Source organism: Pseudarthrobacter sp. C1, from assembly GCF_034720455.1.
Taxonomy (GTDB): Bacteria; Actinomycetota; Actinomycetes; order Actinomycetales; family Micrococcaceae; genus Arthrobacter.
In genome coordinates, this window is record NZ_JAYESK010000008.1 from 89801 (window position 1) to 115745 (window position 25945).

Annotated in this window: 25 protein-coding genes, 1 tRNA gene and 1 other RNA gene; 13 read left to right on the top strand and 14 right to left on the bottom strand. The window is 66.5% G+C overall.

Features of this window, described 5'->3' with window-relative positions; translation table 11 throughout:
- Positions 1-105 precede the first annotated feature (105 nt).
- Positions 106-1224 (bottom strand): M23 family metallopeptidase, encoded by a 1119-nt coding sequence (locus U7114_RS14240; protein ID WP_323057714.1) that lies wholly within the window; start codon positions 1222-1224, stop codon positions 106-108.
- A gap of 682 nt (positions 1225-1906) precedes the next feature.
- Here U7114_RS14240 and U7114_RS14245 point away from each other — a divergent pair.
- Positions 1907-2797, top strand: a complete 891-nt coding sequence (locus tag U7114_RS14245) for an oxygenase MpaB family protein (protein ID WP_323057794.1) — start codon at positions 1907-1909, stop codon at positions 2795-2797.
- 59 nt (positions 2798-2856) lie between these two features.
- Here the strand turns inward: U7114_RS14245 and U7114_RS14250 are convergent.
- A tRNA-Ser gene (locus U7114_RS14250) sits at positions 2857-2941 on the bottom strand.
- Positions 2942-3252: 311 nt separating this feature from the next.
- On the opposite strand from U7114_RS14250, the gene U7114_RS14255 reads away from it, so the two are divergent.
- The 4 genes from U7114_RS14255 to recR all read left to right on the top strand — a co-directional run bounded on the left by U7114_RS14255 (position 3253) and on the right by recR (position 7764).
- Positions 3253-3576, top strand: a complete 324-nt coding sequence (locus U7114_RS14255) for a hypothetical protein (protein ID WP_323057715.1) — start codon at positions 3253-3255, stop codon at positions 3574-3576.
- 45 nt (positions 3577-3621) lie between these two features.
- An RNA gene (gene ffs / locus U7114_RS14260) (signal recognition particle sRNA small type) lies at positions 3622-3718 on the top strand.
- 21 nt (positions 3719-3739) lie between these two features.
- A complete protein-coding gene (locus tag U7114_RS14265) occupies positions 3740-7090 on the top strand; it encodes a DNA polymerase III subunit gamma and tau (RefSeq protein ID WP_323057716.1) in 3351 nt (1116 codons plus the stop codon).
- Positions 7091-7164: 74 nt separating this feature from the next.
- The gene (gene recR, locus U7114_RS14270) at positions 7165-7764 is read left to right on the top strand and encodes a recombination mediator RecR (protein ID WP_050056466.1); all 600 of its coding nucleotides are present in this window, start codon (positions 7165-7167) and stop codon (positions 7762-7764) included.
- 57 nt (positions 7765-7821) lie between these two features.
- On the opposite strand, the gene U7114_RS14275 is transcribed toward recR, so the two are convergent.
- The 3 genes from U7114_RS14275 to U7114_RS14285 all read right to left on the bottom strand — a co-directional run bounded on the left by U7114_RS14275 (position 7822) and on the right by U7114_RS14285 (position 11129).
- Positions 7822-8925: a hypothetical protein gene (locus tag U7114_RS14275; RefSeq protein ID WP_323057717.1), complete on the bottom strand. Its 1104-nt coding sequence runs from the start codon at positions 8923-8925 to the stop codon at positions 7822-7824.
- A gap of 108 nt (positions 8926-9033) precedes the next feature.
- Entirely contained in the window at positions 9034-10167 is a 1134-nt protein-coding gene (locus U7114_RS14280; RefSeq protein WP_323057718.1) for an ABC transporter permease, read from the bottom strand.
- The gene (locus U7114_RS14285; protein ID WP_321215255.1) at positions 10164-11129 is read right to left on the bottom strand and encodes an ABC transporter ATP-binding protein; all 966 of its coding nucleotides are present in this window, start codon (positions 11127-11129) and stop codon (positions 10164-10166) included. The genes U7114_RS14280 and U7114_RS14285 overlap by 4 nt, the downstream gene beginning before the upstream one ends.
- Before the next feature lie 206 nt (positions 11130-11335).
- On the opposite strand from U7114_RS14285, the gene U7114_RS14290 reads away from it, so the two are divergent.
- On the top strand, positions 11336-12694 hold the full coding sequence (locus tag U7114_RS14290; protein ID WP_157239329.1) for an aspartate kinase: 1359 nt from the start codon (positions 11336-11338) through the stop codon (positions 12692-12694).
- A gap of 123 nt (positions 12695-12817) precedes the next feature.
- On the opposite strand, the gene U7114_RS14295 is transcribed toward U7114_RS14290, so the two are convergent.
- The gene (locus U7114_RS14295) at positions 12818-13033 is read right to left on the bottom strand and encodes a hypothetical protein (protein WP_104999594.1); all 216 of its coding nucleotides are present in this window, start codon (positions 13031-13033) and stop codon (positions 12818-12820) included.
- Positions 13034-13148: 115 nt separating this feature from the next.
- A complete protein-coding gene (locus U7114_RS14300; RefSeq protein ID WP_323057719.1) occupies positions 13149-13391 on the bottom strand; it encodes a hypothetical protein in 243 nt (80 codons plus the stop codon).
- 77 nt (positions 13392-13468) lie between these two features.
- On the opposite strand from U7114_RS14300, the gene U7114_RS14305 reads away from it, so the two are divergent.
- The 4 genes from U7114_RS14305 (at position 13469) to U7114_RS14320 (ending at position 15883) form a co-directional block, all read left to right on the top strand.
- Positions 13469-13951, top strand: coding sequence for a MarR family winged helix-turn-helix transcriptional regulator (locus U7114_RS14305; RefSeq protein ID WP_157239334.1), 483 nt, complete (start codon positions 13469-13471; stop codon positions 13949-13951).
- Between the two features lie 93 nt (positions 13952-14044).
- The gene (locus U7114_RS14310) at positions 14045-14620 is read left to right on the top strand and encodes an SSI family serine proteinase inhibitor (RefSeq protein WP_416235559.1); all 576 of its coding nucleotides are present in this window, start codon (positions 14045-14047) and stop codon (positions 14618-14620) included.
- A gap of 4 nt (positions 14621-14624) precedes the next feature.
- Positions 14625-15539 carry a 3-methyladenine DNA glycosylase gene (locus tag U7114_RS14315; RefSeq protein WP_323057721.1) on the top strand — a complete coding sequence of 305 codons (915 nt, stop codon included), beginning with the start codon at positions 14625-14627 and terminating at the stop codon, positions 15537-15539.
- Positions 15536-15883 (top strand): serine protease inhibitor, encoded by a 348-nt coding sequence (locus tag U7114_RS14320; RefSeq protein ID WP_323057722.1) that lies wholly within the window; start codon positions 15536-15538, stop codon positions 15881-15883. The genes U7114_RS14315 and U7114_RS14320 overlap by 4 nt, the downstream gene beginning before the upstream one ends.
- Positions 15884-15978: 95 nt before the next feature.
- Here U7114_RS14320 and U7114_RS14325 read toward each other — a convergent pair whose 3' ends face one another.
- Together U7114_RS14325 and U7114_RS14330 are read right to left on the bottom strand one after the other, a co-directional pair.
- The gene (locus U7114_RS14325) at positions 15979-19083 is read right to left on the bottom strand and encodes a S8 family serine peptidase (protein WP_416235560.1); all 3105 of its coding nucleotides are present in this window, start codon (positions 19081-19083) and stop codon (positions 15979-15981) included.
- A 279-nt stretch (positions 19084-19362) separates the two neighbouring features.
- On the bottom strand, positions 19363-19548 hold the full coding sequence (locus tag U7114_RS14330) for a hypothetical protein (protein WP_323057724.1): 186 nt from the start codon (positions 19546-19548) through the stop codon (positions 19363-19365).
- Between the two features lie 270 nt (positions 19549-19818).
- On the opposite strand from U7114_RS14330, the gene purS reads away from it, so the two are divergent.
- The 3 genes from purS to purL are packed head-to-tail and all read left to right on the top strand — an operon-like array spanning position 19819 to position 23163.
- Complete coding sequence (gene purS / locus U7114_RS14335) at positions 19819-20070, top strand: phosphoribosylformylglycinamidine synthase subunit PurS (protein WP_157239345.1); 252 nt, start codon at positions 19819-19821, stop codon at positions 20068-20070.
- A 1-nt stretch (position 20071) separates the two neighbouring features.
- Positions 20072-20857 (top strand): phosphoribosylformylglycinamidine synthase subunit PurQ, encoded by a 786-nt coding sequence (gene purQ, locus U7114_RS14340; protein ID WP_323057725.1) that lies wholly within the window; start codon positions 20072-20074, stop codon positions 20855-20857.
- The gene (gene purL, locus U7114_RS14345) at positions 20854-23163 is read left to right on the top strand and encodes a phosphoribosylformylglycinamidine synthase subunit PurL (protein WP_323057726.1); all 2310 of its coding nucleotides are present in this window, start codon (positions 20854-20856) and stop codon (positions 23161-23163) included. The genes purQ and purL overlap by 4 nt, the downstream gene beginning before the upstream one ends.
- A 73-nt stretch (positions 23164-23236) precedes the next feature.
- Here purL and U7114_RS14350 read toward each other — a convergent pair whose 3' ends face one another.
- The 5 genes from U7114_RS14350 to U7114_RS14370 all read right to left on the bottom strand — a co-directional run bounded on the left by U7114_RS14350 (position 23237) and on the right by U7114_RS14370 (position 25934).
- Positions 23237-24046 carry a hypothetical protein gene (locus U7114_RS14350; RefSeq protein WP_323057727.1) on the bottom strand — a complete coding sequence of 270 codons (810 nt, stop codon included), beginning with the start codon at positions 24044-24046 and terminating at the stop codon, positions 23237-23239.
- Between the two features lie 249 nt (positions 24047-24295).
- Positions 24296-24589, bottom strand: a complete 294-nt coding sequence (locus tag U7114_RS14355) for a DUF503 domain-containing protein (protein WP_321215245.1) — start codon at positions 24587-24589, stop codon at positions 24296-24298.
- Between the two features lie 76 nt (positions 24590-24665).
- Positions 24666-24983: a putative quinol monooxygenase gene (locus U7114_RS14360; RefSeq protein ID WP_321215244.1), complete on the bottom strand. Its 318-nt coding sequence runs from the start codon at positions 24981-24983 to the stop codon at positions 24666-24668.
- Entirely contained in the window at positions 24980-25534 is a 555-nt protein-coding gene (locus U7114_RS14365) for a DUF1990 domain-containing protein (protein ID WP_323057728.1), read from the bottom strand. Before U7114_RS14365 ends, U7114_RS14360 begins: the two co-directional genes overlap by 4 nt.
- Complete coding sequence (locus U7114_RS14370; RefSeq protein WP_157239354.1) at positions 25524-25934, bottom strand: MmcQ/YjbR family DNA-binding protein; 411 nt, start codon at positions 25932-25934, stop codon at positions 25524-25526. The genes U7114_RS14365 and U7114_RS14370 overlap by 11 nt, the downstream gene beginning before the upstream one ends.
- Positions 25935-25945 lie beyond the last annotated feature (11 nt).

Genomic DNA, 25945 nt, shown 5'->3' on the forward strand with positions numbered 1-25945 from the left:
TTCGTTGCCAATGGATCACGGTATTGGTCCGGGCTTGGCGTTTCCAGCACGGATTTCCGGCGCACTTCAGGGCGCCGATGAGGAGCTGGTTGCCGATGCCGCCGGTTAGATGGGGGCCGGCTCGGTCGGGGAAGGCTCGATCGGGGCCGGCTCGATCGGCGCAGGCTCAACCGGGGCCGGCTCAATCGGCGCAGGCTCAACCGGGGCCGGCTCAATCGGCGCAGGCTCAATCGGGGCCGGCTCAACCGGGGCCGGCTCAATCGGCGCAGGCTCAACCGGGGCCGGCTCAACCGGCGCAGGCTCGATCGGGGCAGGCTCGATCGGGGCAGGCTCGATCGGGGCCGGCTCAACCGGGGCCGGCTCAACCGGGGCCGGCTCAATCGGCGCAGGCTCGATCGGGGCAGGCTCAACCGGCGCAGGCTCGATCGGGGCAGGCTCAACCGGCGCAGGCTCGGTCGGCGCGGGCTCAACCGGGGCCGGCTCGGTCGGGGTAGGCGTCCCAGTCTCAGTCGGCGCAGGCGTCCCAGTCTCAGTCGGCGCAGGCGTCCCAGTCTCAGTCGGCGACGGCGTCCCAATGTCAGTGAGCGACGGCGTTCCAGTTTCCGTCGGCGTGGGGGACGGCGTGCCGGTGTCGACCGTCGCCACCAACAGCGACGCGGATGCTGGCCGCGCAGAGGAGCCAGCCGCCGTCGTCGGGACATTTGCCCAGGGGGCGGCCGAGGGAGCCTCGCTGCCCAGCCCCACCGGAATGGTCCAGCGTATGGGCCCCGTGGAGGCAACACCGGGGACTGGCAGGTAGGTCAGCAGCTCAGCGGGCCCGGCGCCAAGCGGGCGTACCGCCATGAGGTGCCATTTCAGCGGATTCGTGTGGCGTCCGTTGAGGATTGTTTCGAAATGCAGGTGGCATCCCGTCGACCACCCGGTAGTGCCTACCCGGGCAATGGCTTGCCCAACATTGACGAAGTCACCGCTGCGGACGGCAATGGACTCGAGATGGTTGTAGGTGGTGACGAGTCCGTTGCCGTGATCGATCTCAACCCGGTTGCCGCCGCCCCATGGATGCCATCCGGCGGCACGGACCACACCTGAATCCGCCGCGTACACCGCGGTGCCGCAGGAGGCCGAATAGTCCTGGCCGAGATGGAAGTCCCCTGCCAGCCCGGACAACGGGCTTACGCGGAATCCGAAGGGCGACGAGGGAATCAGCAGTTTGAGGGGCGCCATGAGATAGCCTGCCGGCGGCCTTCCCACCCCTGAGAGCCCTACCGTGACCGGCGCCGGAGCATCCTCACCGAGACTTCCTACGAGCGGGCGTGGAAAGGCAATTTCGGCTTGGGGAGCGGCCAGGACCGCGGCTGTCCGGGGAGCCGCCACAAGGCTGTCCGACGGAGGTACCGCGGCGGCAAATCCAGTGGCCTCAGTACCAGCGACGGTGCCGGCACTGAGACCAGTCGAATTCCCCGCAGCACCGGCGCCCGGACGGGCAACGGATGCCGCTGCGGTTCCCGTTTCAGGAGCGCTGCCGGAGAGGTTGAAGGCGCAGACGGAAATGGCGAGCGCCCCCGTGGCGGCCAGTGCCCGCGCTACAGGCAGGCAAAAGCCCTTGGCGTTCTTATCGTCCTTCCCGGATACCGCGTGATTGCCCACAAGACTGACTCCAGGACTTGGCCACCCGCACGCGTCTTGACGGTACCTACCATGAGAGCATATGGCCGCAGCCCTGTGAACCCCGGAGCGGGGACACTGCGGGGTTTTTTGTGGAGACTGCCGTTTCCAGCGCCGCCAGGTGGTACAGGACCAGTCGCTGCGGCTGCACTAAAAAGGTGCTTACGATAAGCTCTACAGCCGAGTTCTCCACAGGAGGGCGTGCACCATCAAGAACATTCTCAGTCCCATCAAGAAGCGCCTGGTCCGAACCTTCAGCAACGGTTCCGAAGGCGTTCAGCAGTGGCAATTGGATCTTGCGGAGGGCGATGACCCGGGGTACCACCTGCCCGGTTCCGCGGTATGGGCAGTGCACGGTTCAATGTCGCCCATTGTCGCCGGAATCCGCACTCTGTTGATGCAGTCCCTGCACCCCGGCGCCCTTGCCGGCGTCCACGAACATTCAAACTTCCGCGAGGACCCGCTGGGCAGGCTGGCCAACACCATCCGCTGGATCTTCACAGTGACCTATGGCTCCAAGGAGGCCGCCGAGAACGCCTCACGGAGGGTGCGCCGGCTGCACGAGGCCGTCCAGGGCAGCTACCGCGACAGCCAGGGGGCGCAGCGCACCTACAGCGCCAACGATCCGGAACTGGCCAGCTGGATCCATCTGGCCTTCACTGACGCCTTCCTCACCGCCCACAAGCTGTGGGGAGGCACGATTCCCGGCGGACCGGACGCGTACGTCCGGGAGTGGGCCCAGGCCGGCCGGCTGATGGGAGTGGAAGACCCGCCGCTCACCGAGGCGGAATTGCACAGGCAACTGGACCGCTGGTACGAAAGCGGTGATCTCCGCGTTGACGCCCGCGTGGCAGAGACAGTGGAATTCGTCCGCAACCCGCCCTTGAACAGGGTGCTCCGGCCGGGTTACCGGATCCTGTTCGCGGGCGCCGTGTACAGCCTGGAGCCAAGGTACCGCCGGATGCTCGGGCTGGACGTTCCCCGGCTGGGTCCCCTGCCGCTGCCGGTGAGGCTCGCGACAAAGCTGGTTCTCGGCGTCGTACGCCTGGCCTTGGGACGCAGGGGTCCAAGCGAGCTGGCCGCCAGGGAACGGCTTCGCCGGCTTGGCGTGCCGTCCGCGGAGGCGGGATGATCGCTGCAACAAAAGAAAGGACCCTGCCCCCGATTGAACGGGGGCAAGGTCCTCACCGGCGGAGAATGGGGGATTTGAACCCCCGAGGGCGTTAACCCAACACGCGTTCCAGGCGTGCGCCATAGGCCGCTAGGCGAATTCTCCAGCTGCTTCTGAATCAAAAGCAGATACTAGGTTACCTGATGTTTTCCGCATCGCCCAATTGGCCGAAACCGGCTGGTCCTCCACGGGCCCTAAGGACAGCGGCCCTGCCCCTTAACCACGAAATGGACGCCCCCAACGCGCCCATTCCCCGGACACCGTTGAGCTGCCGGGTCCGGCCCGTTCAGCCAGGCCACGCACCTCACAATCTGGAGATTGCCCCAATCGGTGTATGTACCCATATTCAGGGGAGTTGCCGGGATAAGCAACGGGTGTTGTCCGTTTGCCGGCTGCATTCGGGCACGATGGAAACCATGAATAAGCTGCATGCGCTGGTGGTCTACGTCCCCCGTTCCCACACGGAACGGGTCCTTGCGGCGATCGGTGACGCCGGAGCCGGCAGGATCGGCAATTACTCGCACTGTTCGTTCATCATGTCCGGGACGGGCCGCTTTACTCCCCTGGAAGGCTCCGAACCGTACCTTGGGCAGGTGGGGAAACCGGAGGAGGCGGCCGAGGACAAGATTGAATGCGTGGTTGACCAGGCATTGCTGGGCGCTATCGTTGCAGCGCTGCGGGCTGCGCATCCCTATGAGGAACCAGCCTTTATGAGCTGGCCGGTGGAGGGCTGGCGCTGATCGAAGGCCGATTCGAGTCGGGCCGGAAGTTCAGGTAAAGTGTCTGACGGCCCCTCATGTGGCGTCATCCTGTTGAACTCCCCCAGGACCGGAAGGTAGCAAGGGTAAATGGGCTCTGGCGGGTGCATGGGGGGTCTTTACTATTCCCCCACAGGGCGGCAGGATGTCGGCCCGGATTGGTAGGGTTTTCTCTGTGACAGTTACTACCGCCCTCTACCGCAGATACCGTCCGGATTCGTTTGCTGACGTTATCGGGCAGGAGCATGTCACCGAGCCGCTGATGACGGCTTTGAGGAAAAACCGGGTCAACCACGCCTACCTCTTCTCCGGCCCCAGGGGCTGCGGCAAGACCACCTCGGCCCGGATCCTGGCGCGCTGCCTCAACTGCGCCCAGGGCCCCACTGACACCCCCTGCGGCACGTGCCCCAGCTGCGTTGAGCTGGCCCGCGGCGGCTCCGGTTCGCTGGATGTCATAGAGATTGACGCCGCCAGCCACGGCGGCGTCGACGATGCCCGGGACCTCCGTGAGCGGGCCACCTATGCACCTGTACGGGACCGCTACAAGATCTTCATCATTGACGAGGCCCACATGGTCACGTCCGCAGGCTTCAACGCTCTGCTGAAGATCGTGGAAGAACCACCCGAACACATCAAGTTCATCTTCGCCACCACGGAACCGGACAAGGTCATCGGCACCATCCGCTCCCGCACCCACCACTACCCGTTCCGGCTGGTGCCGCCGGAACCGCTGATGGCCTACTTGGAGCTCCTGTGCAGCCAGGAGAACGTCCCGGTGGCCCCCGGCGTCCTGTCCCTGGTGATCCGTGCCGGCGGCGGCTCCGTCCGTGATTCGCTCTCCGTCCTGGACCAGCTGATGGCGGGCGCCGGGCCGAACGGCCTGGACTACGAACTTGCCGTGGCGCTGCTCGGATACACCCACGCTTCACTGCTCGACGACGTGGTCGAGGCCGTTGCCGCTTCTGATTCCGCTACCGTTTTCCGTGCCGTGGACCGGGTGATCCAAACCGGCCATGATCCCCGCCGCTTCGTTGAGGACCTGTTGGAGCGGTTCCGCGACCTCATCATCGTCCAGGCGATGCCTGAAAGCGCCCAGACCATTCTCCGCGGCATGCCCGCGGACCAGATTGCCCGCCTGAAGAACCAGGCCCACAACCTGGGGGCGGCCGAGCTGTCTCGCGCCGCGGACGTCACCAACACCGCGTTGACCGAGATGACCGGCGCCACCTCCCCGCGGCTGCACCTTGAGCTGCTGTGCGCCCGGATCCTTTTGCCCAGCTCGGAGCAAAACGAGCGCGGCATGGCCGCCCGGATAGACCGCGTGGAGCGCAGGCTGAACTACGCCGGGAACGACGTCGGTGCTCCCGCAGGGTCAATTGCGGACGGCTCCACACCGGCCGCCGCCCCTGCCGCTCCCCCGGCGTCCAATGCCCCTGCCCCGGAAACAAGGCCCTCTGCTCCTGAATCTTCAACTGGCGCCGCCGGTGCCAATGGTCCGGCTCGGGATGCCGCGAAAGCGGCGCCCGCAGCTCCGGCCGTTGCGGGCCCGGCGCCCAGCGCCCCGGCCCCGCCGGCAGCTGCCGGAGCGGGCTCCGTCGGGGAGGCTTCCCCTGCGGTCGGCGGACCACGCTCTCCCTTGACCGCCCCGCGGGTCAGCACCAGCGACTGGCCGGTAGAAGATTCGGCCGGGAACCTCCCGTCGCCCGCCTCTTCGGATCGTCCAGCCGGACGCGACCCGGGCTTTGCCTCGCCGCAGCCCCAGGTGGGGCCGGACGCTGCGTCCGGCCCGGCGCAAGGTGCCATGCAGACTCCGGGTTCCGGCCCGGCGCAGGCTTCCGGCAAGACGCCCGCCTCCGAGCCCAAAGAATCCCCGTCTACCGGCCAGGCGGAGACGTCGTCCGCGCCGCCGGCGCCCGCTGCTGCGCCCGGACCCATGGGGGACGTGGAGGTCTTGCGCCGCGCCTGGCCCGACGTCCTGCAGACCCTGTCCAAAATCAAGCGCAGCACCTGGGCGCTCGTTGAACCCAATGCCCAGGTTGCTGCCTTCGACGGCCACAGCCTCACCCTTGCATTCACCACGTCCGGACTTGCCGGAGCCTTCGGCCGGGCGGACCATTCGGAGAATCTGCGCCAGGCCATCCACAAGACCGTAGGCATCGACTGCCAAATCACTGCGTCGGCCGGTGGCGGCACGCAGGCGAGCTCTGACCCAAACCCAAAAGTGCCCGCCAGCCGGGTGGCGGCGACAACTTCGGCTGACGTCGCTTGGGGGCTGGCACCGGCTTCTGCCCCGACGGGCAGCGATGCCGCACGGCAGCCGGGCCCCCCAGGCGGGCCCGTTTCCGCGAGCCCGCAGCAGTCTGTGCCGGACGCAAAACACCAGCAAAAGGCACGTCCTGGGCAGGGGCCGGCTGATCCGGGCCAGGCCGACGGCGTTGCGCCGGAAGGCGTGGCGCCCCAGGCAGCAGCCGCGGCACTTTCGGCCCCGCTTCCCGGAAGCGGCGCCGTGCGGCCCGCATCCGGACAACCCGCTGCGCAGGTCGCGGCCGGCGAAGGCTCCGCCCCGGTTTCGGTGCCCCGCGCCGCCGTGGAGGAAGACTATTCATATTCCGACGACGACTGGGGTCCGGCCAGGGACGAGGACGCTCCGCCTCTGGACGAAGAACCTCCCCTGGACTGGGCCCCGTCCAACCGGTCCCGGCCCTCGGGAGTGCCGGCTGCTTCAGGCCCGTCGGGCACCCCCGGCACCGGTTCCGGTGTAAAGGGGCCGTCGCCGGCCACCTCGGGCCCCGTTGACGTCCCGGGCGTCCAGCCTCACGGGCCTGATGCTGCCGCCAGCACGGCTGCATCACCGCATGATCCTTGGACCCGCGCCGTGGAACAGGCTCCCGGGGTCTGGGTGGTCGGCGAAGAAAGCAACGTGGGCAGGGCAGCCTCCCCGGCGGCGCCGGACGAGGCACCAACCGGGCCGGTTGCCACACCGCGCTACGAGCCCGCCACCGCCCAGGTGCCACCCTCAATCCCTGTCACGAGGGCCGGCGCCAGCCCGGAGCCGGACTGGGGCCTGGCTCCGTCTTCACCATCTCCAGGCGCCGGACGGTTTGGAACGGAGGAACCGGGCGGGGGCAATTCCTCACCGGACACCGCGCGGGCGCCGGAGTACGCCATGGCGTCAGCTTCCCCGGCTCCCGCAGCCGCTCCAACCCAGGCTGTCCCGGCCAAGGCTCCTCAGCCGTCCTCGGCTGCCGCAGCCCAGGCACGGCAAAGCCTTTACCAGCGACTCTCCAACAGCCCTGAAGCGGAAGCCGGCCGCGCCAAGGCCCCGGCCCGTGCCGTGGCAGCTGCTGCCACCTATGTCCAGGACATCCCGAGCGCAGATGATGAGACGATCGAAGAGTCCGGCGTGTTCGGCCGTGCCGCGGTGGAGCGTATTCTGGGCGGGAAGCTGATTGAGGAGCGCTCCCCCGACGGAAGTCCCATCACACCGCGATATTGACGGTTCCCGGTAAAACGGGGCCCCGCTCCAAGTCTTTGCCCTGCCCGCAATCCATCCCAAACTAAGGGGAAAACGTGTACGAAGGTGCTGTCCAGGAGCTGATTGATGAGCTCGGACGCCTTCCGGGGGTGGGCCCCAAATCCGCCCAGCGGCTTGCGTTCCACATCCTCGAAGCTGACCCCCAGGACATGAAGCGCCTGGTTGAAGCGATCACGACTGTCAAGGAACGGGTCAAGTTCTGCACCGTCTGCGGCAACGTCACAGAGCAGGAACTGTGCAACATCTGCCGTGACCCGCGCCGGGATCCGGCGGTGATCTGCGTTGTAGAGGAATCAAAGGATGTCCTGGCCGTGGAACGCACGCGGTCGTTCCGGGGCCGCTACCACGTGCTGGGCGGCGCCATTAACCCCATTGCGGGCATCGGACCCGAGCAGCTCCGCATCCGCGAGCTGCTGACCCGGCTCAATGACGGTGCCATCCAGGAAGTCATTATCGCCACCGACCCCAACCTTGAGGGCGAGGCCACTGCCACCTACCTGGCGCGTATGCTCAAGACAATCGGCATCACCGTGACCCGGCTGGCCTCCGGGCTGCCGGTGGGCGGCGACTTGGAATACGCGGATGAGGTCACCCTTGGCAGGGCGTTCGAGGGCCGCCGGAACGCCCTCACCTGATTTGGGGCCCTGACCCTGGCCCGGTAAGCGCGGCACGAGGCACACGCGCGGCCTGGGTCAGGGCCGCGGACGCCGGCGCGAAACAGCCGCCCTGTTTCCGGCGGCCAGCAGCGCTCCAGCCACTATGGCTTGGCCGGCAATTCCCACCACAGGCAGCGGCATCCGGGCCGAATCCTTGGTCAGCGGTTCCCCGTTCACACAGGGGACCTGGGTGCCGTCCCCTGCTTCCTGAATGGCTGCCGGCACCCATCCCAGGACAGCCCCGGCCGGATCGGCGTCAGCGCCCAGCGCCAGGAAAACTACCGACGGGCTGATGGCGGCCAGCCACATGATGCGCTCGGTATGGTAGACCTCGGCTGCGCCGGCCGGGACTCCCGAGCACTCGTAGGCCTGGCGTGTGCCGGCGGGCCCCCACTGCACATTCATAGCGACGGTTACTGGTTCCACCGCCCGGACCAACGGCACCACGGCGGCAGCAGCACCGGCCGAGCCAGCCACCAGGATTCCCGCTAAGACCCAGCCCGCCACACGGGCCGGTCCCGATTTCCGAACCGCAGCCGCCACCCCGACTCCAACGGCGCCGAAAACGGCGCCCTCAACAGCGGTGACCCCGGCAGCAGCTGCCGCCACAGCGCCTGATCCGCCGGCCGCCAGCGACTGCAGCATCAGTACGCAGAACGTTAGGGCAGCCAGGACGAGCCCACGGAATGTGGTGGCCAGCAACGCCGGGAGGATCCTGCCGCCCACGGCCGGCTCCAGGGCTGCGGCAGCTTGTCCATGGCACTGCATGCCCCAGGCCACCGCGAGAAAGGCCGCGACGGACGGCACAAGGGTTGCGGCGAGCGCGTACACCAGCATCGGGGCGTTGTACCCGCCACTCCCCTGTCCCAGCGACGCAAACATCACTACGGCGGCGGCGGCAGCAGCCCAGGTTCCTACGACAGCGCCGCCCGCCTGCGCCCAGAACCTGGCGGTACGGATGCTGCGGACCACATCAGCCAACGCCAGCTGCATGCCCGGCCGGCCGCCGCGCACCTGTTCCCGGCCGCCGTCGTCGTCATCCTCCCAGCTGGGGCTGCCCGTACCGCCGGGGTTCGCGCCTATCGGTTCGTAAAAGGGTTCGGGGGCTGGATGCACAGCAGGCTGGTCGTCGTCGGCCATGGGGAAGCCCCGCCTTTCCACGGACAGGCCCCAGCCCCGGCTCAGACCGGCGAACGTGCCGGCTGGGTCCTATCGTTGCCCAACACGCCAGCGCTGTCCAGAGCCGGACTAGGCGATGCGCACGCCCCTGGCCAGCTTGTGCGCTGGCGTCCGGAGCGCCCGCCAGCCCAGCCACATCAGCAGGGTGGACAGCACCAGCTGAAGCCCCAGCCCAAGCGGCCACAGCGGTGTTTTCTGCCCCAGGTATGGCGGCTGGACCAGTCCGTTGGCGCACGGGACGGTGCCGTCCGGGCCGGCCATGGCCTGCCGGGCGCCCTGGCTGATTCCTTCGATGGTCCCGACGGAGGCGAAACCCGTCTGCGCTGTGCGGTCGCGGTAGGGGATGGCATCGGCCACCACCACAAAGGGGTTCATGCCCAGCAGCCAGGCAACCCGCTCGGTACGGAGGGCAGGCTGTTCCCGGAGCGGGCCCGAGCAGGTGTACTCCGGCCCAAACGGCCCGGACTCCAGGGGTGCGTACTGGCGGTACTGCGGGTTGTTGGCCATGACGGTGCCCTGGGCCAGGCCTGTGCCAAGCCCGAAGGAAATCAGCGTGCCGAAAACCAGCCCGGCCACCGCCAGGTAAGTCACCACGATGGAGAACAAGGGCCGCCCGGCCAGAGCTGAAATCCCTACGCCCAGGGCGCATACGATACCCACTTCAACGGCCAGCATCAGCAGTGCCACCAGCACGTGACCCGGCGTCATTCCCCCAAGAGCCACACCGATGATCAGGAACGGCGCGCTGGCCACCAGGAAGGCAAGGGCTGCCAGCCAGGCGGCAAAAAACTTCCCCCACAGGATCTGGCCGGGTTCGAGCAGGGTGACCTGCAGGATCGCCAGGGTGCCGCCCGCCCGGTCCCCGGTGATGGCATTGGCGGACAAGGCGGGCGCCACCAGCAATGCGAACAACAAGACAAATGCCAGCACCACTTCAAAGATCATGGAACCCGGGCCGGCTTGCTCCGGCGGAACATAGCCTCCATACGCCCGCTGGGCAGCCTGGGAAGCGTTCCAACTGGCCCACGTCAGCAGCGTGACCACACCGGTCAGGACAAACCAGATGGCCAGCATGATGTACCAGCCGCGCGAACGCAGGCGCTGCTTCAGTTCCAGGACCACCACATTCCTGATTCCCGCAAGATAGGCGGCTGATGCGCCGCTTCCGGAGGTGTCCTGCCTGTTGTCGGTTGCCTGGCTCACTGCCGCTCCCCCTCGAGGTTCATGTAGGTCTCTTCAAGGGCCCCGCTGGCGGGGGCAAAGGAAATGATTCCGACGCCGGCCAGCACCAGGTCCCGCAGGAGGCGCTCCGCATCGCCGTCGTTATTCAGCACCAGGCTCACGCCCGGACGGCGGCCATCCTCGACGCGGAACGCCATTCCCAGCCCCGTTAGCCCTGCGGCCAGTGCTGCCGGATCCGATCCGGAAATCGCGTACCGCCGGCCCGCGGCGGCTGCTTCCGCCGTGGTCTGCTGGCGGACTGTGCGGCCCTTGTTGACGAACACTGCGCCGTCGGCGATCTCGTCAAGTTCAGCGAGGACGTGGGATGAGACCACCACGGCCTTGCCCTCCGCCGCCAACTGCCGCAGCATAGTGCGAAGCTCCACTCGCGAGCCCGGGTCCAGGCCCGAGGCGGGCTCGTCAAGGAGCAGGACGGAAGGGTCGTGGATCAGTGCCCTGGCGAGGCTCAGCCGCTGCTGCTGCCCGCGGGACAACACCCGTGCCGGCTGGTCCGCGAGATCGTCCAGCCGCACCCTTTCCAGCATGGTGGCCACCCGTTGCCCGAGGCCTTCGGCCGGCAGCCGGTAGAAACGGGCCATCTGGGTCAGGATCTCCCGGGCGGTCAAAGACTCCCACACGCCCAACGTATCGGGCATCCAGCCCAGGCGCCTTCTGACCTGCGCGCGGTGGCGGAGTGGATCCAGGCCTGCCACGCTGATGGTCCCCTCATCCGGCGCCAGCAGCGATGCAAGCATCAGCAGGAGCGTCGTTTTGCCGGCGCCGTTGGGGCCGATCAGGGCGGTCACCTTCCCTGCCGGAGCATTGAAGTCCATGTGCTCGACGGCGCGCACCGCGCCGAAGCTTCGGCTGACACCCCGTGCCGATATTCCGTCGTCGGACACCGGCCCGCCCGAATCTCCCGGTACCTCAGAAATCATTGCCATCTATCTGCACCTGCCCCCACAGTCATTGCATTCTGACGCTCTGAGCCTACGCCGTCCCTGCCCTCCCGGGGCTGCTTAGCCGGCCGGAAATGGTCACAATTCAACCCCCGGCAGCGGGCGGCGATAAACTGTGGGGAGAAGTCGCGCCGACCAGGCGTCAGGCTGCCTGGCCTCCAAACTCCTACCGATCCAGTGAAGGTACGCGCATGAGTACGCCCACTACCGAAGTGCACAACGCAACGCAGCCGCAGGGGCTGCCCACCGGCCGTGCGGTGACAAAGCAGCTCATCGTGCAGAAGTTCGGCGGATCCTCCGTGGCGGACGCGGACGGAATCAAGCGGGTTGCCAAACGCGTGGTGGACGCTCAGGCCGCCGGCAACGAGGTGGTTGTCGTCGTCTCCGCCATGGGTGACACCACGGACGAACTCCTGGACCTTGCCGCCCAGGTGACAGACTCCGCCCCGGCCCGCGAAATGGACATGCTGCTGTCCGCCGGCGAGCGCATCTCCATGGCGCTGCTGGCCATGGCCATCAATAAACTGGGCGCCTCCGCCCAGTCCTTCACCGGTTCCCAGGCCGGCATGATCACTGACGGCATCCACGGCAAGGCCCGGATCATCGATGTGGATCCCCACCGGATCCGGACGGCGCTGGACAAGGGCAACATCGCCATTGTGGCCGGATTCCAGGGCATGAGCCGGGCCACCAACGAGATCACCACCCTCGGCCGGGGCGGGTCAGACACCACCGCCGTGGCGCTGGCGGCGGCCCTCGAGGCGGACGTGTGCGAGATCTACACGGACGTGGACGGCATCTACACCGCCGATCCCCGCGTAGTTCCCTCCGCCCAGAAAATCGAGCGGATCTCCAGTGAGGAAATGCTGGAGCTCGCAGCGTCCGGCGCCAAGATCCTCCACCTGCGCTGCGTGGAGTATGCCCGCAGGTTCGGCGTTCCCCTGCACGTCCGTTCCTCATTCAGCCAGCACGAAGGCACCTGGGTCATCCCCAGCGCCGAAGACAAGATCACCACACAAGAGGGAGTTGCCTTGGAGCAGCCAATCATCTCCGGCGTCGCGCACGACCGTTCCGAAGCCAAGGTCACGGTTGTTGGCGTTCCGGACATTCCGGGCAAGGCGGCAGCGATCTTCCAGGTCATCGCCGACGCACACTCGAACATCGACATGATCGTGCAGAACGTCTCCACCCACGGCACGGGCCGGACGGATATCTCATTCACCCTCCCCATCGTGGAAGGCGCCGACGCGCTGGCGGCCCTCCATGCGGCCCAGGACCAGATCGGCTTCGAGAGCATCGAGTACAACGAGCAGATCGGCAAGCTGTCGCTCATCGGTGCAGGCATGCGCTCGCACCCCGGCGTCTCGGCAACGTTCTTCAAAGCGCTCTCCGACGCCGGTATCAACATCAACATGATCTCCACCTCCGAGATCCGCATCTCCGTTGTGACCCACGCGGATCTCCTGGACGAGGCTGTGCGCGTCATCCACAAGGCCTTTGACCTGGACAGCGAGAACGAAGCGACGGTCTACGGCGGCACCGGCCGCTAGTACGGCCGGCAAGCCAGGGCCCCAAGCCGGGCCGCCGCAGGCGCGGGAAAGCCGGGCTCCTTCCGATATTCGGAGGAAGCCCGGCTTTCCTGCGTTTGGGATGCCCCGGCCTGAGCCGGCGGTTCAGCTTTCCTTCTCGAGGTCTTCCCGGCGCACAGCGTAGTGATGGCCGGTCGAATCGGTTTCCACGACGAAGTGCGAGAGGTCCTCCTCCGAGGCTTGTTCGAAAGCGTCATGCTTGTGGACCACAGGCGTATCCGGGTCCAGCCGCGTGGCCGGGCCAAAGACGAACCGCAGCCTCTCGGTGAGATTCATGAAACCACTGAGTACATGTGCCACTGTTTCCACCCCCTTCCCGGACATCGGGGAAAGCGCTCCTGCCGGCAGGAGCCAGTGCCCTTATTTTATGCCTGCGGGCCGGAAAAGGCTCCCGGCCAGGACAGCATTGCCGGGGTCAGCGAAGGGATTTGTCCTCTGGATTCCTGGGGACCACGTAGGTGCTGCCGTCCGGTCGCTTCACGGTCTCCCACTGCTGGGTCTCAGCCTCCCGCTGGGCCAGCAGCCTGCGGTTTTCATCCGTCATGGCGTGGCCCAGGGATGAGCGGTTCGCGGGGCCGAAGATGGCCCGGAGCCTGCCGGTGGCCCGCATGAAGCGCTGCGAAGCGTTTCCCTTGCCTGCTGAGTTGCCCTTACCCATGAAACTGGCTCCTTACCTGACATGTCTACCGCTGAAAGTGTACGCTAATGATTAGTGCACTAACAATCGGAGGATCCATGACAACGGCAACGGGCAGTGACCAGGGGCAGGACGAGGACCTGCTCCTGGAACACCAGTTGTGTTTCGCCCTGACGGTGGCGGCGCGAAGCGTTGTGGGCGCCTACCGGCCGGTACTGGAGAAGCTGAACCTGACCCACCCCCAGTACCTGGTGATGCTGTGCCTGTGGGAAGCGAGCCCCCGGACTGTCCGGAATATCAGCGAGGCCCTCGCCCAGGAACCGGCCACCATCTCCCCGCTCCTCCGCAGGCTTGAGGCCGCGGGCCTGATTACGCGACGGCGGGCAGACGGAAATGAGCGCGCCCTTGCCGTCGAGTTGACCCCCGAAGGCGCCGCGCTCCGGCAGGAGGCGCTTAATGTTCCCGGGACCATGATGGAACGGCTGGGGTTGAGCAGGGACCAGGTCGGCGAACTGCATGCGGCCATGATGGGGCTCATTGCGGCCACCTCCAACACCGGCCAGATGCAGGACCGGCAGTAGAATAGCGGCATGAAGGGAAGGCCGCGATCCCCGGGCAGGACGCCCACGAGCATGATGTCCCGCACGATCTCCACAGGGGCGAGGCCCGCAGGAATGTTCTCCACCCGCAGAATTCAGGTCCAGTCGCTTGCCTTGCTCTTGGCAGCGGCGCTGCTCCCGGCCTGTTCCCCGGGCCAGGGCGGCAGCACCCCGACCGGCGGACCCTCCGCATCTCCCTCTTCCTCCGCCACCAGTTCCCCGCAGCCGTCCGGCAGCCCGTCTGCCGACGCCGAGACCTCCGTCCCTGCCCCGGCTCCCGAGCCTTCGCCGGCGCCGTCAGGACCGGGCAAGGGTAACGCCGAACTTGCCATCATCATCGTTCCAGCCGAGGGGGAACCGGAGATCAGCTACACCCTGGTCTGCGCCGACGGTGTCCCGGCTGCTGAAAGCGTCCACCCGGCCGCTGATGCGGCCTGCGCTGCGCTGAAGGAAAACGCCGGGCTGTTAAGCCCCTCCGCTCCGGCAACGGACCAGGCCTGCACTGAACAGTACGGCGGCCCGCAGAAAGCCACCGTGACTGGTGTTGTGGACGGCGTGCCGGTGGACGCTGCCTTCTCCCGCACCAACGGATGCGAAATCAGCGCCTGGGACGCTGCGAAGGATGTCCTGGGTGCCGCCGGTGGAGCTTAAGCTTATGGCGCCGGATGTTTGGCGACCGCTGGAGGAGGCCCACCACCAGCGCGTCAGCCGCTACGCCGACCCCTACCTTGCCCGCAGGTCTGCGGGCAAGAAGCACCCGGTGGAAGACTTCCTGTTCACCTACTACACCCAGAAACCGGGCCAGCTGCGGCGCTGGCACCCCGGCGCCGGGTACGTCCTGGCGGGCAGGGCAGCGGCCGCACGTACGGCCTGGAAGCACTACAGGACGCTCGACGACGGCGAGCTTGCCTTCCTGGGGCTGCCGGAAGGAAGCACCGCGGTCACCTTTGACCGGGACGCTTTTCTTGCCGAACGCAGCGAGGCTGTTGCCTTTGCCGGCATCATCGTGCGGGGGACCGCCGCACGACCGGCCCAGTTCGGCTGCTTTGGCCTGCACGAATGGGCGATGGTCTACCGCCAGGACAAGTTCGACCTGCGCCATGAATACCTCCAGCTGCGGCTGGGTTCGGCAGGCACTGACAAGGTGGTGGAGGACAACAGGATCCGCTGCACGCACTTCGATGCCTTCCGCTTTTATACGCCGGACGCCGTTCCGCTGAATGAGTTTGCGCCGAGCCGGGACAGCCAGCGCCACCAGGAACAGCCGGGCTGCCTCCACGCCAACATGGACCTGTACAAGTGGGCCTACAAGCTGCTGCCGGCCCTGTCCAGCGAACTGGTGATGGAATGCTTCGAGCTGTCCTGGCGGATCCGCGCCATGGACATGCAGGCTTCTCCCTACGACCTGGCGGAGTGGGGCTATCCGGCCATTCCCATCGAGACGCCCCAGGGGAAGGCAGCCTACGTGGAGCACCAGCGCTCCTTCGCCACCGAGGCAGCAGCCCTACGCGAGAGGCTGGCCGTTGCGCTGGACGCACTGTCGCCGACCGTTCCCGGCGTGACCGCATGATCGATCTCACTGTCAGGCTCAAGGAGGATCCAGCCGCCGTCGAGCACGCATTTCGGCTCATAGCCGACGACGGACGTAACCAGCCCGGGAGCACGCTGCCGGACCCCGAAGCTGCCCTCGCAGCCGTGGAGAAGTACGGCGAGGACATCTTTTTTCCCAAGCCCGGACCACCACGCTTGTGCACCCAGCAGTACGGCGGGCCGCAGATCGCCGTGGTCACTGGAATTTTCCATGGCCGCCCTGTCAGTTCCATTTTCAGGCGGACGGACGGCTGCGAAATCGCGCGCTGGAACGCGATGGCACCGCTGCTGGGCAGTGCCGGCGGGGCATGGGGCAACACCTAGGACCCCGATGCGGCACGGCCCTTCACACAAAGCAGGATCCCCGGACGGTTCGACCGCCCGGGGATCCTGTTTTTCCTTACAAGAAGGGGAGGTTCCTATGACGCTGGTACTGCGTCCGCGACCGCGACCTGCGGAGCCCCTGCCGGGGCAGTGGGCGCGGCGCCCACCTGGACGTTGACCCACGTCCTGATGCCGTTCCCGCCCAGGCTGAGCCGCGAAACGTAGGCACCTGCGGACAGGCCGGTCCAGGAAAGCGTGGCGGAGGTGGCGGTGCCGTTCGGGGCCACGATCGGATTCGGGTCCACCGCGAGGTTGCCGGCATCGCCCGCGAAGGTCACTGCCTGGACGGAAGCGGTAGCCGGTCCATTGTCCGGCGTGGAGTACAGGTTGGCCACCACGTAGTACGTGCCCGCACGGGGCGATTCAAGGTCCAAAAACTCGCTGGCCGAAGCTGTCGCCACCTGGGTGGCCGTCAGGCCGCCCGAAGCATTCGGTGCGTAGACCACCATGTCCCAGTCGACGTCGTCCGATTGCGCCTGGACGCCCAGGCGGGCGAAAGAGGCTCCCTCCGGGACTGCCACCTGAAGCAGCGCGTTGTGGGCGTCGTTCCGGGGGGCGTACGCGCCGGGAGTCTTGGAAATGGCCGTTTGGCTCAGCGGAGCAAGCCCTTCCACCCCGACGTTGATCGGGCTGTCCGAACCGGACACCAGTTCCATCGTGCCGGTCCCGCTGCCGGAAGCGGAGCTGAAAGAGAAGGACGGGGCGATCTGCGCATCAACAGGCCGGATTGCGATGGGAGAGCTCACGGTACGCGGGCCCTTCCAGGTCAGGGTGCCGTTGCTGAACTTGCCCACCGGAGCGCTGACGTTCCGGATGGTCAGCGTGACATCGCGGGTCTGGCCGGCCTTGGCGAAGTTCAGTGCGTTCGGCTCAACCTGGACGTTGAATCCCGGCATGTTGACTTCCGGGCGGTAGATTCCTGGAACCAGGGCAGTGAGCTGTCGCTTGACCTGTACTTCCCCAACCAGGCTGCCGAGCGCGATCGACGGAACGTTCAGGTCGCGGGCCGCAATGGAGCCGGCCTGCGGAGCACCGGTGTCCACGCCCTGGCCGTTAAGGAAGCCGAGCCAGTCCTTGATGCCTGAGTTGTAGACCAGGCCCGGATCCAGGACCCGGGTGGAGTCGATGTGGCCGGCGCCGCCCTGGAACGGATCCGTATTGGGCGTACCGTCGGCTTTCACCAGCGGGTAAGCGGTGGTCATCATGGCCGATTTGACCATCGCGGGCGTCCATTTGGGCTGCTTGCTGAGCACCAGGGCGCCGAATCCGGCGATGTGCGGCGCAGCCATGGAGGTTCCGGACATAAAGCCGAACTGGTCACCGTTGTTGCCGATAGTGGAGACGCCGGCAAGGACGTTCACGCCGGGAGCCGCAATGTCCGGCTTCAGCAGGTCACCGCCGGCGGCGAGGGTAGGTCCACGGGAGGAGAACCCGGCGATCTGGGGCGCAGGCGCCGCCGGCAGGCCCGTGAGGTCGCCCTTGACGAGGCTGACTGTCAAGGCGGGGTTGGACTCCAGCTTGGCTTTCAGTTCCAGGCTCTTGGGTGCGTTGACATGAACGGTGGGGAGCACATGGTTGTCCGCATCCTCGGAGCTGCTGGTGAGGTTCACCAGGATCATGCCGACGCCGCCCTTGTCCTGGACTTCCTGGCTCTTGGCCGTCCGGTCCACCACGCCGCGGTCGCAGACCACCACTTTGCCTGCAACCTTGGCCGCATCGAGGGAGCCCGGGGCGCACAGGTTGGCGTTGGTGGCTCCGGCTGCTGCCGCGGCCGAGGCGACGATAACCGCTTTGTCCGCAACCTCGGATTTCATGATCGAAGCTCCGCGGTAGAGCGAGCCGTCCGAGACCTTGACGGTGCCCAGCAGGTCACTGGGGAATGTGGATGCGGCAACCGTGGTCAGCCAGGGTGAGGCGTGGTTGACCGTGGACATCGTGGGCCCGGAGTTACCGGCTGATGCGGACACGAAGACGCCTGCAGCGGCAGCATTGAGGAACGCCAACGCGACGGGATCGGTAGTGTTGTTGTTGTTGCCGGAAATGGAGTAGTTCAGGACATCCACGCCGTCCTTGATTGCGGCCTCCACCGCCTCCACAGAAGCGGAGGAATAGCAGCCGCCGGTGTCCGGGTTGGTGTCCTCCCAGCAGACTTTGTATACCGAGACCTTCGCGGCGGGGGCAACGCCGGAGCTCCTGCCGAAGTTTGCGCCGTCAATCACCTGCTCCACATTCGCGTTACCCGCAGCGGTGGTGGCCGTGTGGGTTCCGTGGCTTCCGACGTCGACCGGGGAGATGAGTTCCTCCGGGGCCCGGTTCTGCGGGGCTACGTATTGCAGGAACGAATCGGCGAAGTACCTCGCGCCAACGACCTTGGAGTTGCACAGGGAGCCGTCGAACGACGCTCCGGTGCCCTGGCCCTTTTGGCATTCACCCTCGAAGGTGGTGCCGTCAGCCTTGAGCATGGCGATCCGGCCTTCCGCGGTGCGGTACGGTACGCCCACCTGGGCCGGGCCGCTCAGGGGCTGGACCGGTTCGCCGTGGAGGAACGGGTTGTCCGGTGCATAGCCCGAGTCGATGACGCCAACCACCACGCCCTTGCCGGCGTTGGCTTCGCCGCCGAACTGCTTGGCCCAGACGCCGTCGGGGCCCGTCAGCTTGAGGAAGTCGGTGGTGGTGTAGTCAGGAGCGTTTTCCACGTCGGGCGCAACCACCATCACGCGCTCATCCTTGGAAAGTTCCATGGCCTGGGCGGCAGTAAGCTCGGCGGTGAAGCCGTTCAGGGCGGCCGTGTACTGCTTTCCCGGGGTCACCCCCTGGCTTGCCGCCACCTCCCGCTGCTGCTTGCGCAGGTGTGCGTTGTAGGCCCTGTAGCTGGCGCTGCCGGAGTCCAGCTTCCGCCCGTTATCGGGCTTAGTTGCGCCCAACCCGGGCGTGCCGCCCTCGTAGGCGGCGGCCGCTGCTTCCGCCAGGACCACAATGTAGCGGCCGTCCTTGAATTCGGCAGGTGCAGTTTCCTTGGCAGCGACTGCCTGATCCAGCCCGGCAGGCGCCGCGGTGGCGGGACTGATGGCCATCGAGGTGAGGAGAAGCGGCAAGCCCACGGCAAGCGCCGCTGCCTTCCGGAATCCCCCGCCCCGAATGGGGCTCTTTCCAGTAGATCTCACGTGCAAACCTTTCACGATGTACCGGCCCAGCCACGGTTGGGGGCCCGAAACGACTGACTTGGCACACGGAATTACAGATCTTGTCATTCCATGAGACCAGTCGATTCAAAGAGTACAGAGTGATAGCTGAATATGACATAGGACACAAAACCAATATTTTGGCCAGTCACACGGGAGACAGGAGACTGCGGCGGAGCATCAAAAAGGGCGCCCCGAAGACGCCCTTACAAGTTCTCAGATGGCAAACGCCTCCCGCTACTGGCGCGGGGTGCGGACCACCTCGCTGATCCACTGCCTGGTCTTTTCATCCACGGGACCTGCCACCCGGTTCTCCCGGGCGAACCGGTCAGCCTTGATCTTCTGGAGCACCATCCGGCCCAGCCCGGCGAACACTGCTGCGGCAACCACTGGCAACAGCAGGGATTTCGAATTCTCAGCCATCCAGCAATCCTAGTGACGCAGGACGCACAACTCCAGAACTCCCGCCGATACCTGTAGTCACGCCGAAATCAACCCCGGAACCACCGTCAATCGCCCGAATACAGGGTGGGGCGCTGCGGCCGGTAGAATGGGCTAGCAAGCTCGCGGAGCGCCCGTCCACAAGGTCTAGGAAACAGTGCCTGGCACAGCATGTCCCAGACACCCCGGTACGGCGTGAGACGGCACCACTCCGCTGCGCCCTTACCCAAGCTCACGCACAGGAGTTACCGGATGCCCCGGATCGTTGTTGACGTCATGCCCAAGCCCGAGATTCTGGACCCGCAGGGGAAGGCGATCGTCGGCGCTCTCCCCCGTCTGGGCTTCACCAGCTTCAGCGCTGTCCGCCAGGGCAAGCGGTTCGAACTGACCGTCGACGGCGAGGTGACCGAGGAAATCCTGGCCCAGGCACGCAATGCCGCAGAGACCCTCCTGTCCAACCCCGTCATCGAGGACGTCGTCAACGTCGAGGTCGTCGAGGCCTGACATGACTGAACTTCCCCTGATCGGCGGCGCAACCGCCGTCGCCGCAGATGCGCGCCTCGCGGACGCGAAGATCGGCGTCGTCACCTTCCCGGGAACGCTCGATGACCGCGACGCTGCCCGCGCAATCCGCCTGGCCGGCGGCACCGCCGTCGAACTCTGGCATGGCGACTCCCAGCTTGGTGACGTGGACGCCGTGGTGATTCCCGGCGGTTTCTCTTACGGCGACTACCTCCGCGCCGGCGCCATTGCCCGCTTCGCGCCGCTGATGTCCAAAATCATCGACGCCGCCAACTCCGACGCCAAGCTGCCGGTCCTCGGCATCTGCAACGGCTTCCAGATCCTCACCGAGTCGCACCTGCTGCCCGGCTCGATGATCAAGAACGACCACCTGAAGTTCCTCTGCCGCGACCAGGTGCTGCGCGTCGAGAACAGCAACACGGCGTGGACCCTGGACTACCAGGCGGGCCAGGAAATCACCATCCCGCTCAAGAACCAGGATGGCCAGTACATCGCGGACGAAAAGACCCTGGACGCCCTTGAGGCTGAGGGCCGCGTGGTGTTCCGCTATGTGGGCTTCAACCCGAACGGCTCACGCCGCGACATCGCCGGCATCTCCAACGCCGCCGGCAACGTGGTGGGCCTCATGCCGCACCCCGAGCACGCCGTGGAGGTCGGCTTCGGCCCCGAGACTGTTGTGTCCCGTGAGACGGGTATCGCCGGGTCCGACACCGACGGCCTCGGTTTCTTCACCTCCGTCCTGAACAAGATTGTGGGAGGCGACAAGTGACCACGGAAACCACCAAGAAGTTCAATATCGACACGGTCGAGCACGCCGCGAAGACGCCGGACACGGAGCTGCCCTGGGCCGAGCTGGGCCTGAAGCAGAACGAGTTCGACGAGATCGTCAAGGTCCTGGGCCGCCGCCCCACCGGCGCGGAACTGGCCATGTACTCCGTCATGTGGAGCGAGCACTGCTCCTACAAGTCCTCCAAGAACCACCTGCGCCAGTTCGGCCAGAAGGTCACCGAGGAAATGAAGAAGGACATGCTGGTGGGCATCGGCGAAAACGCCGGCGTGACCAACCTGGGGGACGGCTGGGCCGTGACCTTCAAGATCGAATCGCACAACTCGCCGTCGTTCGTTGAGCCCTACCAGGGCGCAGCCACCGGCATTGGCGGCATTGTCCGCGACATCATCTCCATGGGTGCCCGCCCCGTGGCCGTCATGGACCCGCTGCGCTTCGGCGCCATCGACCACCCGGACACCGCCCGCGTCATGCATGGTGCAGTGGCCGGCATCGGCGGCTACGGCAACTCCCTGGGCCTGCCCAACATCGGCGGCGAAATGGTGTTCGACTCCGTCTACCAGGGCAACCCGCTGGTCAACGCCCTGGCCGTCGGCGTCATGCGGCACGAGGACATCCGCCTGGCCAACGCCTCCGGCAAGGGCAACAAAGTGGTCCTGTTCGGTGCGCGCACCGGCGGCGACGGCATCGGCGGCGCCTCGGTGCTGGCCTCCGAGTCCTTCGACGACACCAAGCCCTCCAAGCGCCCCGCGGTGCAGGTGGGCGACCCATTCGCCGAGAAGGTCCTCATCGAATGCTGCCTGGAACTCTTCAAGGGGTCGCTGGTGGAAGGCATCCAGGACCTTGGCGCCGCGGGCATCTCCTGCGCGACGTCGGAACTGGCCTCCAACGGAGACGGCGGCATGCAGGTTGAGCTGACCTCCGTCCTGCTGCGCGACCCCACGCTGACCCCGGGCGAGATCCTGATGTCCGAGTCGCAGGAACGCATGATGGCCGTGGTCACGCCCGAGAACGTGAAGGCGTTCGAGGCCGTGATGGACAAGTGGGCCGTGGAGTACTCCTGGCTGGGCGAGGTGACCGATACCGGCCGCCTGATCATCACCTGGGAAGGCGAGGTGATCGTCGACGTCGATCCCCGCACCGTGGCGCACGACGGCCCGGTCTACGACCGCCCGTTCGCCCGCCCCGAGTGGCAGGACGCCGTGCAGGCGGACACCTTCACCGGTTCCGTTCAGGACGCAGGACGCCCGGCTGCCCCCGCTGAGCTGGCCGCGGCCGTCACCGAACTGGTGGCGTCCCCGAACATGTGCTCCAAGTCCTGGATCACCAACCAGTACGACCGCTACGTGGGCGGCAACACCGCCATGGCATTCCCCGACGACGCCGGCGTGGTGCGCGTGGACGAGGAGACCGGCCTGGGCGTTGCCCTGGCCACCGACGCCAACGGCCGCTACACCTACCTCGATCCGTACCACGGCGCGCAGCTGGCGCTGGCTGAGGCCTACCGCAACGTTGCCACCGCGGGTGCCGTCCCGATGGCTGTCAGTGACTGCCTGAACTTCGGTTCCCCCGAGGACCCGGATGTCATGTGGCAGCTCGCCGAGGCCATCCGCGGCCTGTCCGACGCCTGCATGGTGCTGGGCATCCCGGTGACCGGCGGCAACGTCTCCCTGTACAACCAGACGGGCACCACGCCCATCCATCCCTCCCCGGTGGTGGCAGTGCTGGGCAAGCTCGACGACGTTGCGCGCCGCACGCCGTCGGGCTGGCGTGAGGATGGCCAGGCGATCTACCTGCTGGGCACCACCGGCGCGGAACTTGACGGTTCCGAGTGGGCCAACATGCGCGGACACCTGGGCGGCCAGCCGCCCAAGGTGGACCTCGAGGCCGAACGCGCCCTGGGCGAGATCCTGATCAACGCGTCCCGCGACGGCATGATCGACTCCGCGCACGACCTCTCCGAGGGCGGCCTCGCAGCTGCCCTGGTGGAGTCCTCGCTGCGCTACGGCGTGGGTGCCCGGATTGCCCTGCAGGACGTCATGGACCGGGACGGCGTGGACCTGTTCACGGCGCTCTTCTCCGAGTCCCAGGGCCGCGCCGTTGTGGGCGTCCCGCGCTCCGAGGAAGTCCGCTTCACTGACATGTGCACCGCCCGCGGCTTCGCCCACACGCGTATCGGCGTGGTGGATGCGGCCAGCGGCACCCTGGAGATCAACGGCGTGGAGTCCCTGTCCCTGGACGCCCTCCGTGAAGCCCACGAGGGGACCCTGCCGAAGTACTTCGGCTGACCCTCCCCTCCGATCGATTGCTCCGTATTTGTCGTTTTGAACCCTCAGAACGACAAATACGGAGCAGTCGTTTTTAATCGCCTCGACGCCAGCCGGCCTGGATCAACGCCGTCCGGATCTTGGCGACCGCAGGTTTCGCATCGTTGAACATGTGGCGCTTCGAGATCCTTACCTCGGTCCAGCCCAGGGCTGCGTAGCGCTCGGACCGGTCGATGTCCCGCACAATCTGTCCCTCTTCGCCGTGGTGTTCGCCCTCGTATTCGATCCCGATCCGGTACTTCCGGTAGGAGAGATCCGGCTCGTGGTGCCTCATGCCGTCCTCCGAGATGACGGGAACGTTCAGCTCGGGTTCGGGCAGCCCGGCCCGTGCCACGGCCAGCCGAAGCACGGTTTCCTGGGGCGAATCCGAGCCCACCCGGATGAGCTCTATGGCTTCTTTGGCCTTGCGGAGTCCCCGCTTGCCTTTGTGCCGGTTGATCATCCGCTGAAGATCGCCGATGGAACACAACGGCATGTCCCGGCCCTCGAGCTCCGGCCTGGGCACCCGCACACAGCTGTCCCCCATGACCACGAGTTCGTCCACCGTCAGCATCTCCGCCATGTCCAGCCAGGTGCGCTCCGGAGTGGTCACGGGAATTCCATCGACTACCGTCACCTCGTCGCTGTAAAGCTTCATTCTGTGCACGATGACATGCGGCCTGTTAAGGTGGGCCGCACCCTCCGGCCTGATGACGTGAAACATTTCCGGATTCCCTTTCTGCCGGCGTCGCGGCAGGACCAGGATCTCCGCCGCAGTGAGGTGCGAGGCGGCACATCGCACATTGACCTCAAGGAAGGGCCGCACCCTGGCACTCAAGGGGAGCGCCGCCGTCGTGCGTTCCATGCGGATGCCCCTGCCACGGCGCACCAACGACCCGTGACGCCAGCGCCGCGGGGATACTCCTGCGAGCGCCGCATCTGCAAGGGTGAAGGGGCCGGTCCGGAGTTCGTCCGGCAACGGGCGGGGCGTCTTCATCGGTCCATGAGACCAGAATCGGGGAAAGGCCGCAGAAGTTATCCACACCCCTCATCGACTGCTGAGTACTTGTCGTTTTCGCGCGTGAAAACGACAAGTACTCAGCAGCCGATGGGGTTAGTCCTCGCTGTGGTGGTCACGCTGCCGGGCACTGAGCAGTTCCAACTCGGGCCGGGCTGCCACGAAGCGTTCGACGGCGTCCAGCACCTCAATGAGGTGGGCGCGGTCTGCTGCCACCAGGCCGACGCCCACCTGGGAGCGCCGGTACTGGTCGTGATCACCCACCTCGGCAACCGAGACGTCGAAACGCCTCCTGATCTCGGCAAGCAGCGGCCTGATCACGGAGCGCTTTTCCTTAAGGCTTTGGACGTCGCCCAGGAGGATGTCGAATTCGATCCAGCCGATCCACATGCCTTCATGCTATCGAGTGCTCCGTAACTGCCGTTTAGGAGGGCCAGAACGGCAGGTACGGAGCAATCGATGGAGATTAGATGGCGAGCTCGCCCATCTGGTCCCAGCCCTCGCCGTCGAGCTGGCGGCTGATGATCCGGGGTGTTTCGGCAAGCGCCTGGGGCATGTCCGCCATGGCCTGCTTGAAGTGCGGGCTGTTGACGTGGTCTCCGGCGGCGTCGTCCTTGAAGGCTTCCACCAGGACGAACTCGTTGGGGTCCTCCACGCTGCGGGACCAGTCGAACCACAGGTTGCCCGGCTCCTCCCTGGTGGCTTGGGTAAAGTCGGCAACCAGGTCGAGCCACCGCCCGGACCATTCAGGCTTGACCTTGAACTTAACGACAATGAAGATCACGTTGGTGTTCCTTCCGCGGCGAGAGTGCGTGCCCCTTCAATGTACCGGGACGTGACATAGCGCTGCGCCGCGCGCGTGACGATGCCGCCGGCCGCGTAGAACCAGTTGGCAGGTTTGCTGAACGCCCGGATCCGCAGAAACACCTCCCCGCGGGCGCTGATTTCCACCTCGAAGGATTCCTCGCCCCTTGCCGGATGCCCGGGCAGCGTTCCGTACCCGAATCCGGCGGACTGCGGCATGTCCTCCCCGGCCGGTTCCCGGACCCACACCACCTGGCATGACGCGTCCAGCCGGAAGGGCCCGGCGCCGAAGCCGCTCACCACCCGCGCCCCGGGCACCGCCACGGGGGAATCGGCACGGACGCGGAGCCCTGCCCTCCGCTGCAGCTCCCAGCCCAGGATGCCGTCCGCAATGCGCCGGTACACGGCAAGGCCCGTGCCCACCCTGACCTCCTTCAGCACGGTGGGGTAGCCCGCAGGCGCGGTGCCCTGCTCCGTGCTTCCGATGCCGGGATAGTTGAGCGCTCCGGCCGCCCCGCCCTTACTGCCCATCCGCGCCGTCCAGGCGGGCCCAGCCCAGCTGCTCCTGCTGCTTCCTGGTGAGGCCTGCCACCACCAGGTCATAGGAGTCCTCCACCATGTCCCTGATCATGCCGTCCGGCAATGCCCCGTCCAGCTGCACCCCGTTCCAGTGGGTCTTGTTCATGTGCCAGGCCCCGTTAATTTCAGGGTGCGCGGCGCGGAGCTGAACCGCCAGGCCCGGCTCGCACTTGAGGTTCACGTACCCGTCCTTCGTGTCCATTGAGGAGAGCGCGAAAACCTTGCCCCCGTTCCGGCCGTTGCCGGCAACATCGGCGCGGACTTTGAAGACGGCGGTCTCAGGCCCGAACGGATAATCCTCGTACGCGCCGGGGAAGGAGAGGCAGATTTTCCTCAGGGCGTCCGGGTCCATGGAGGAAGCCT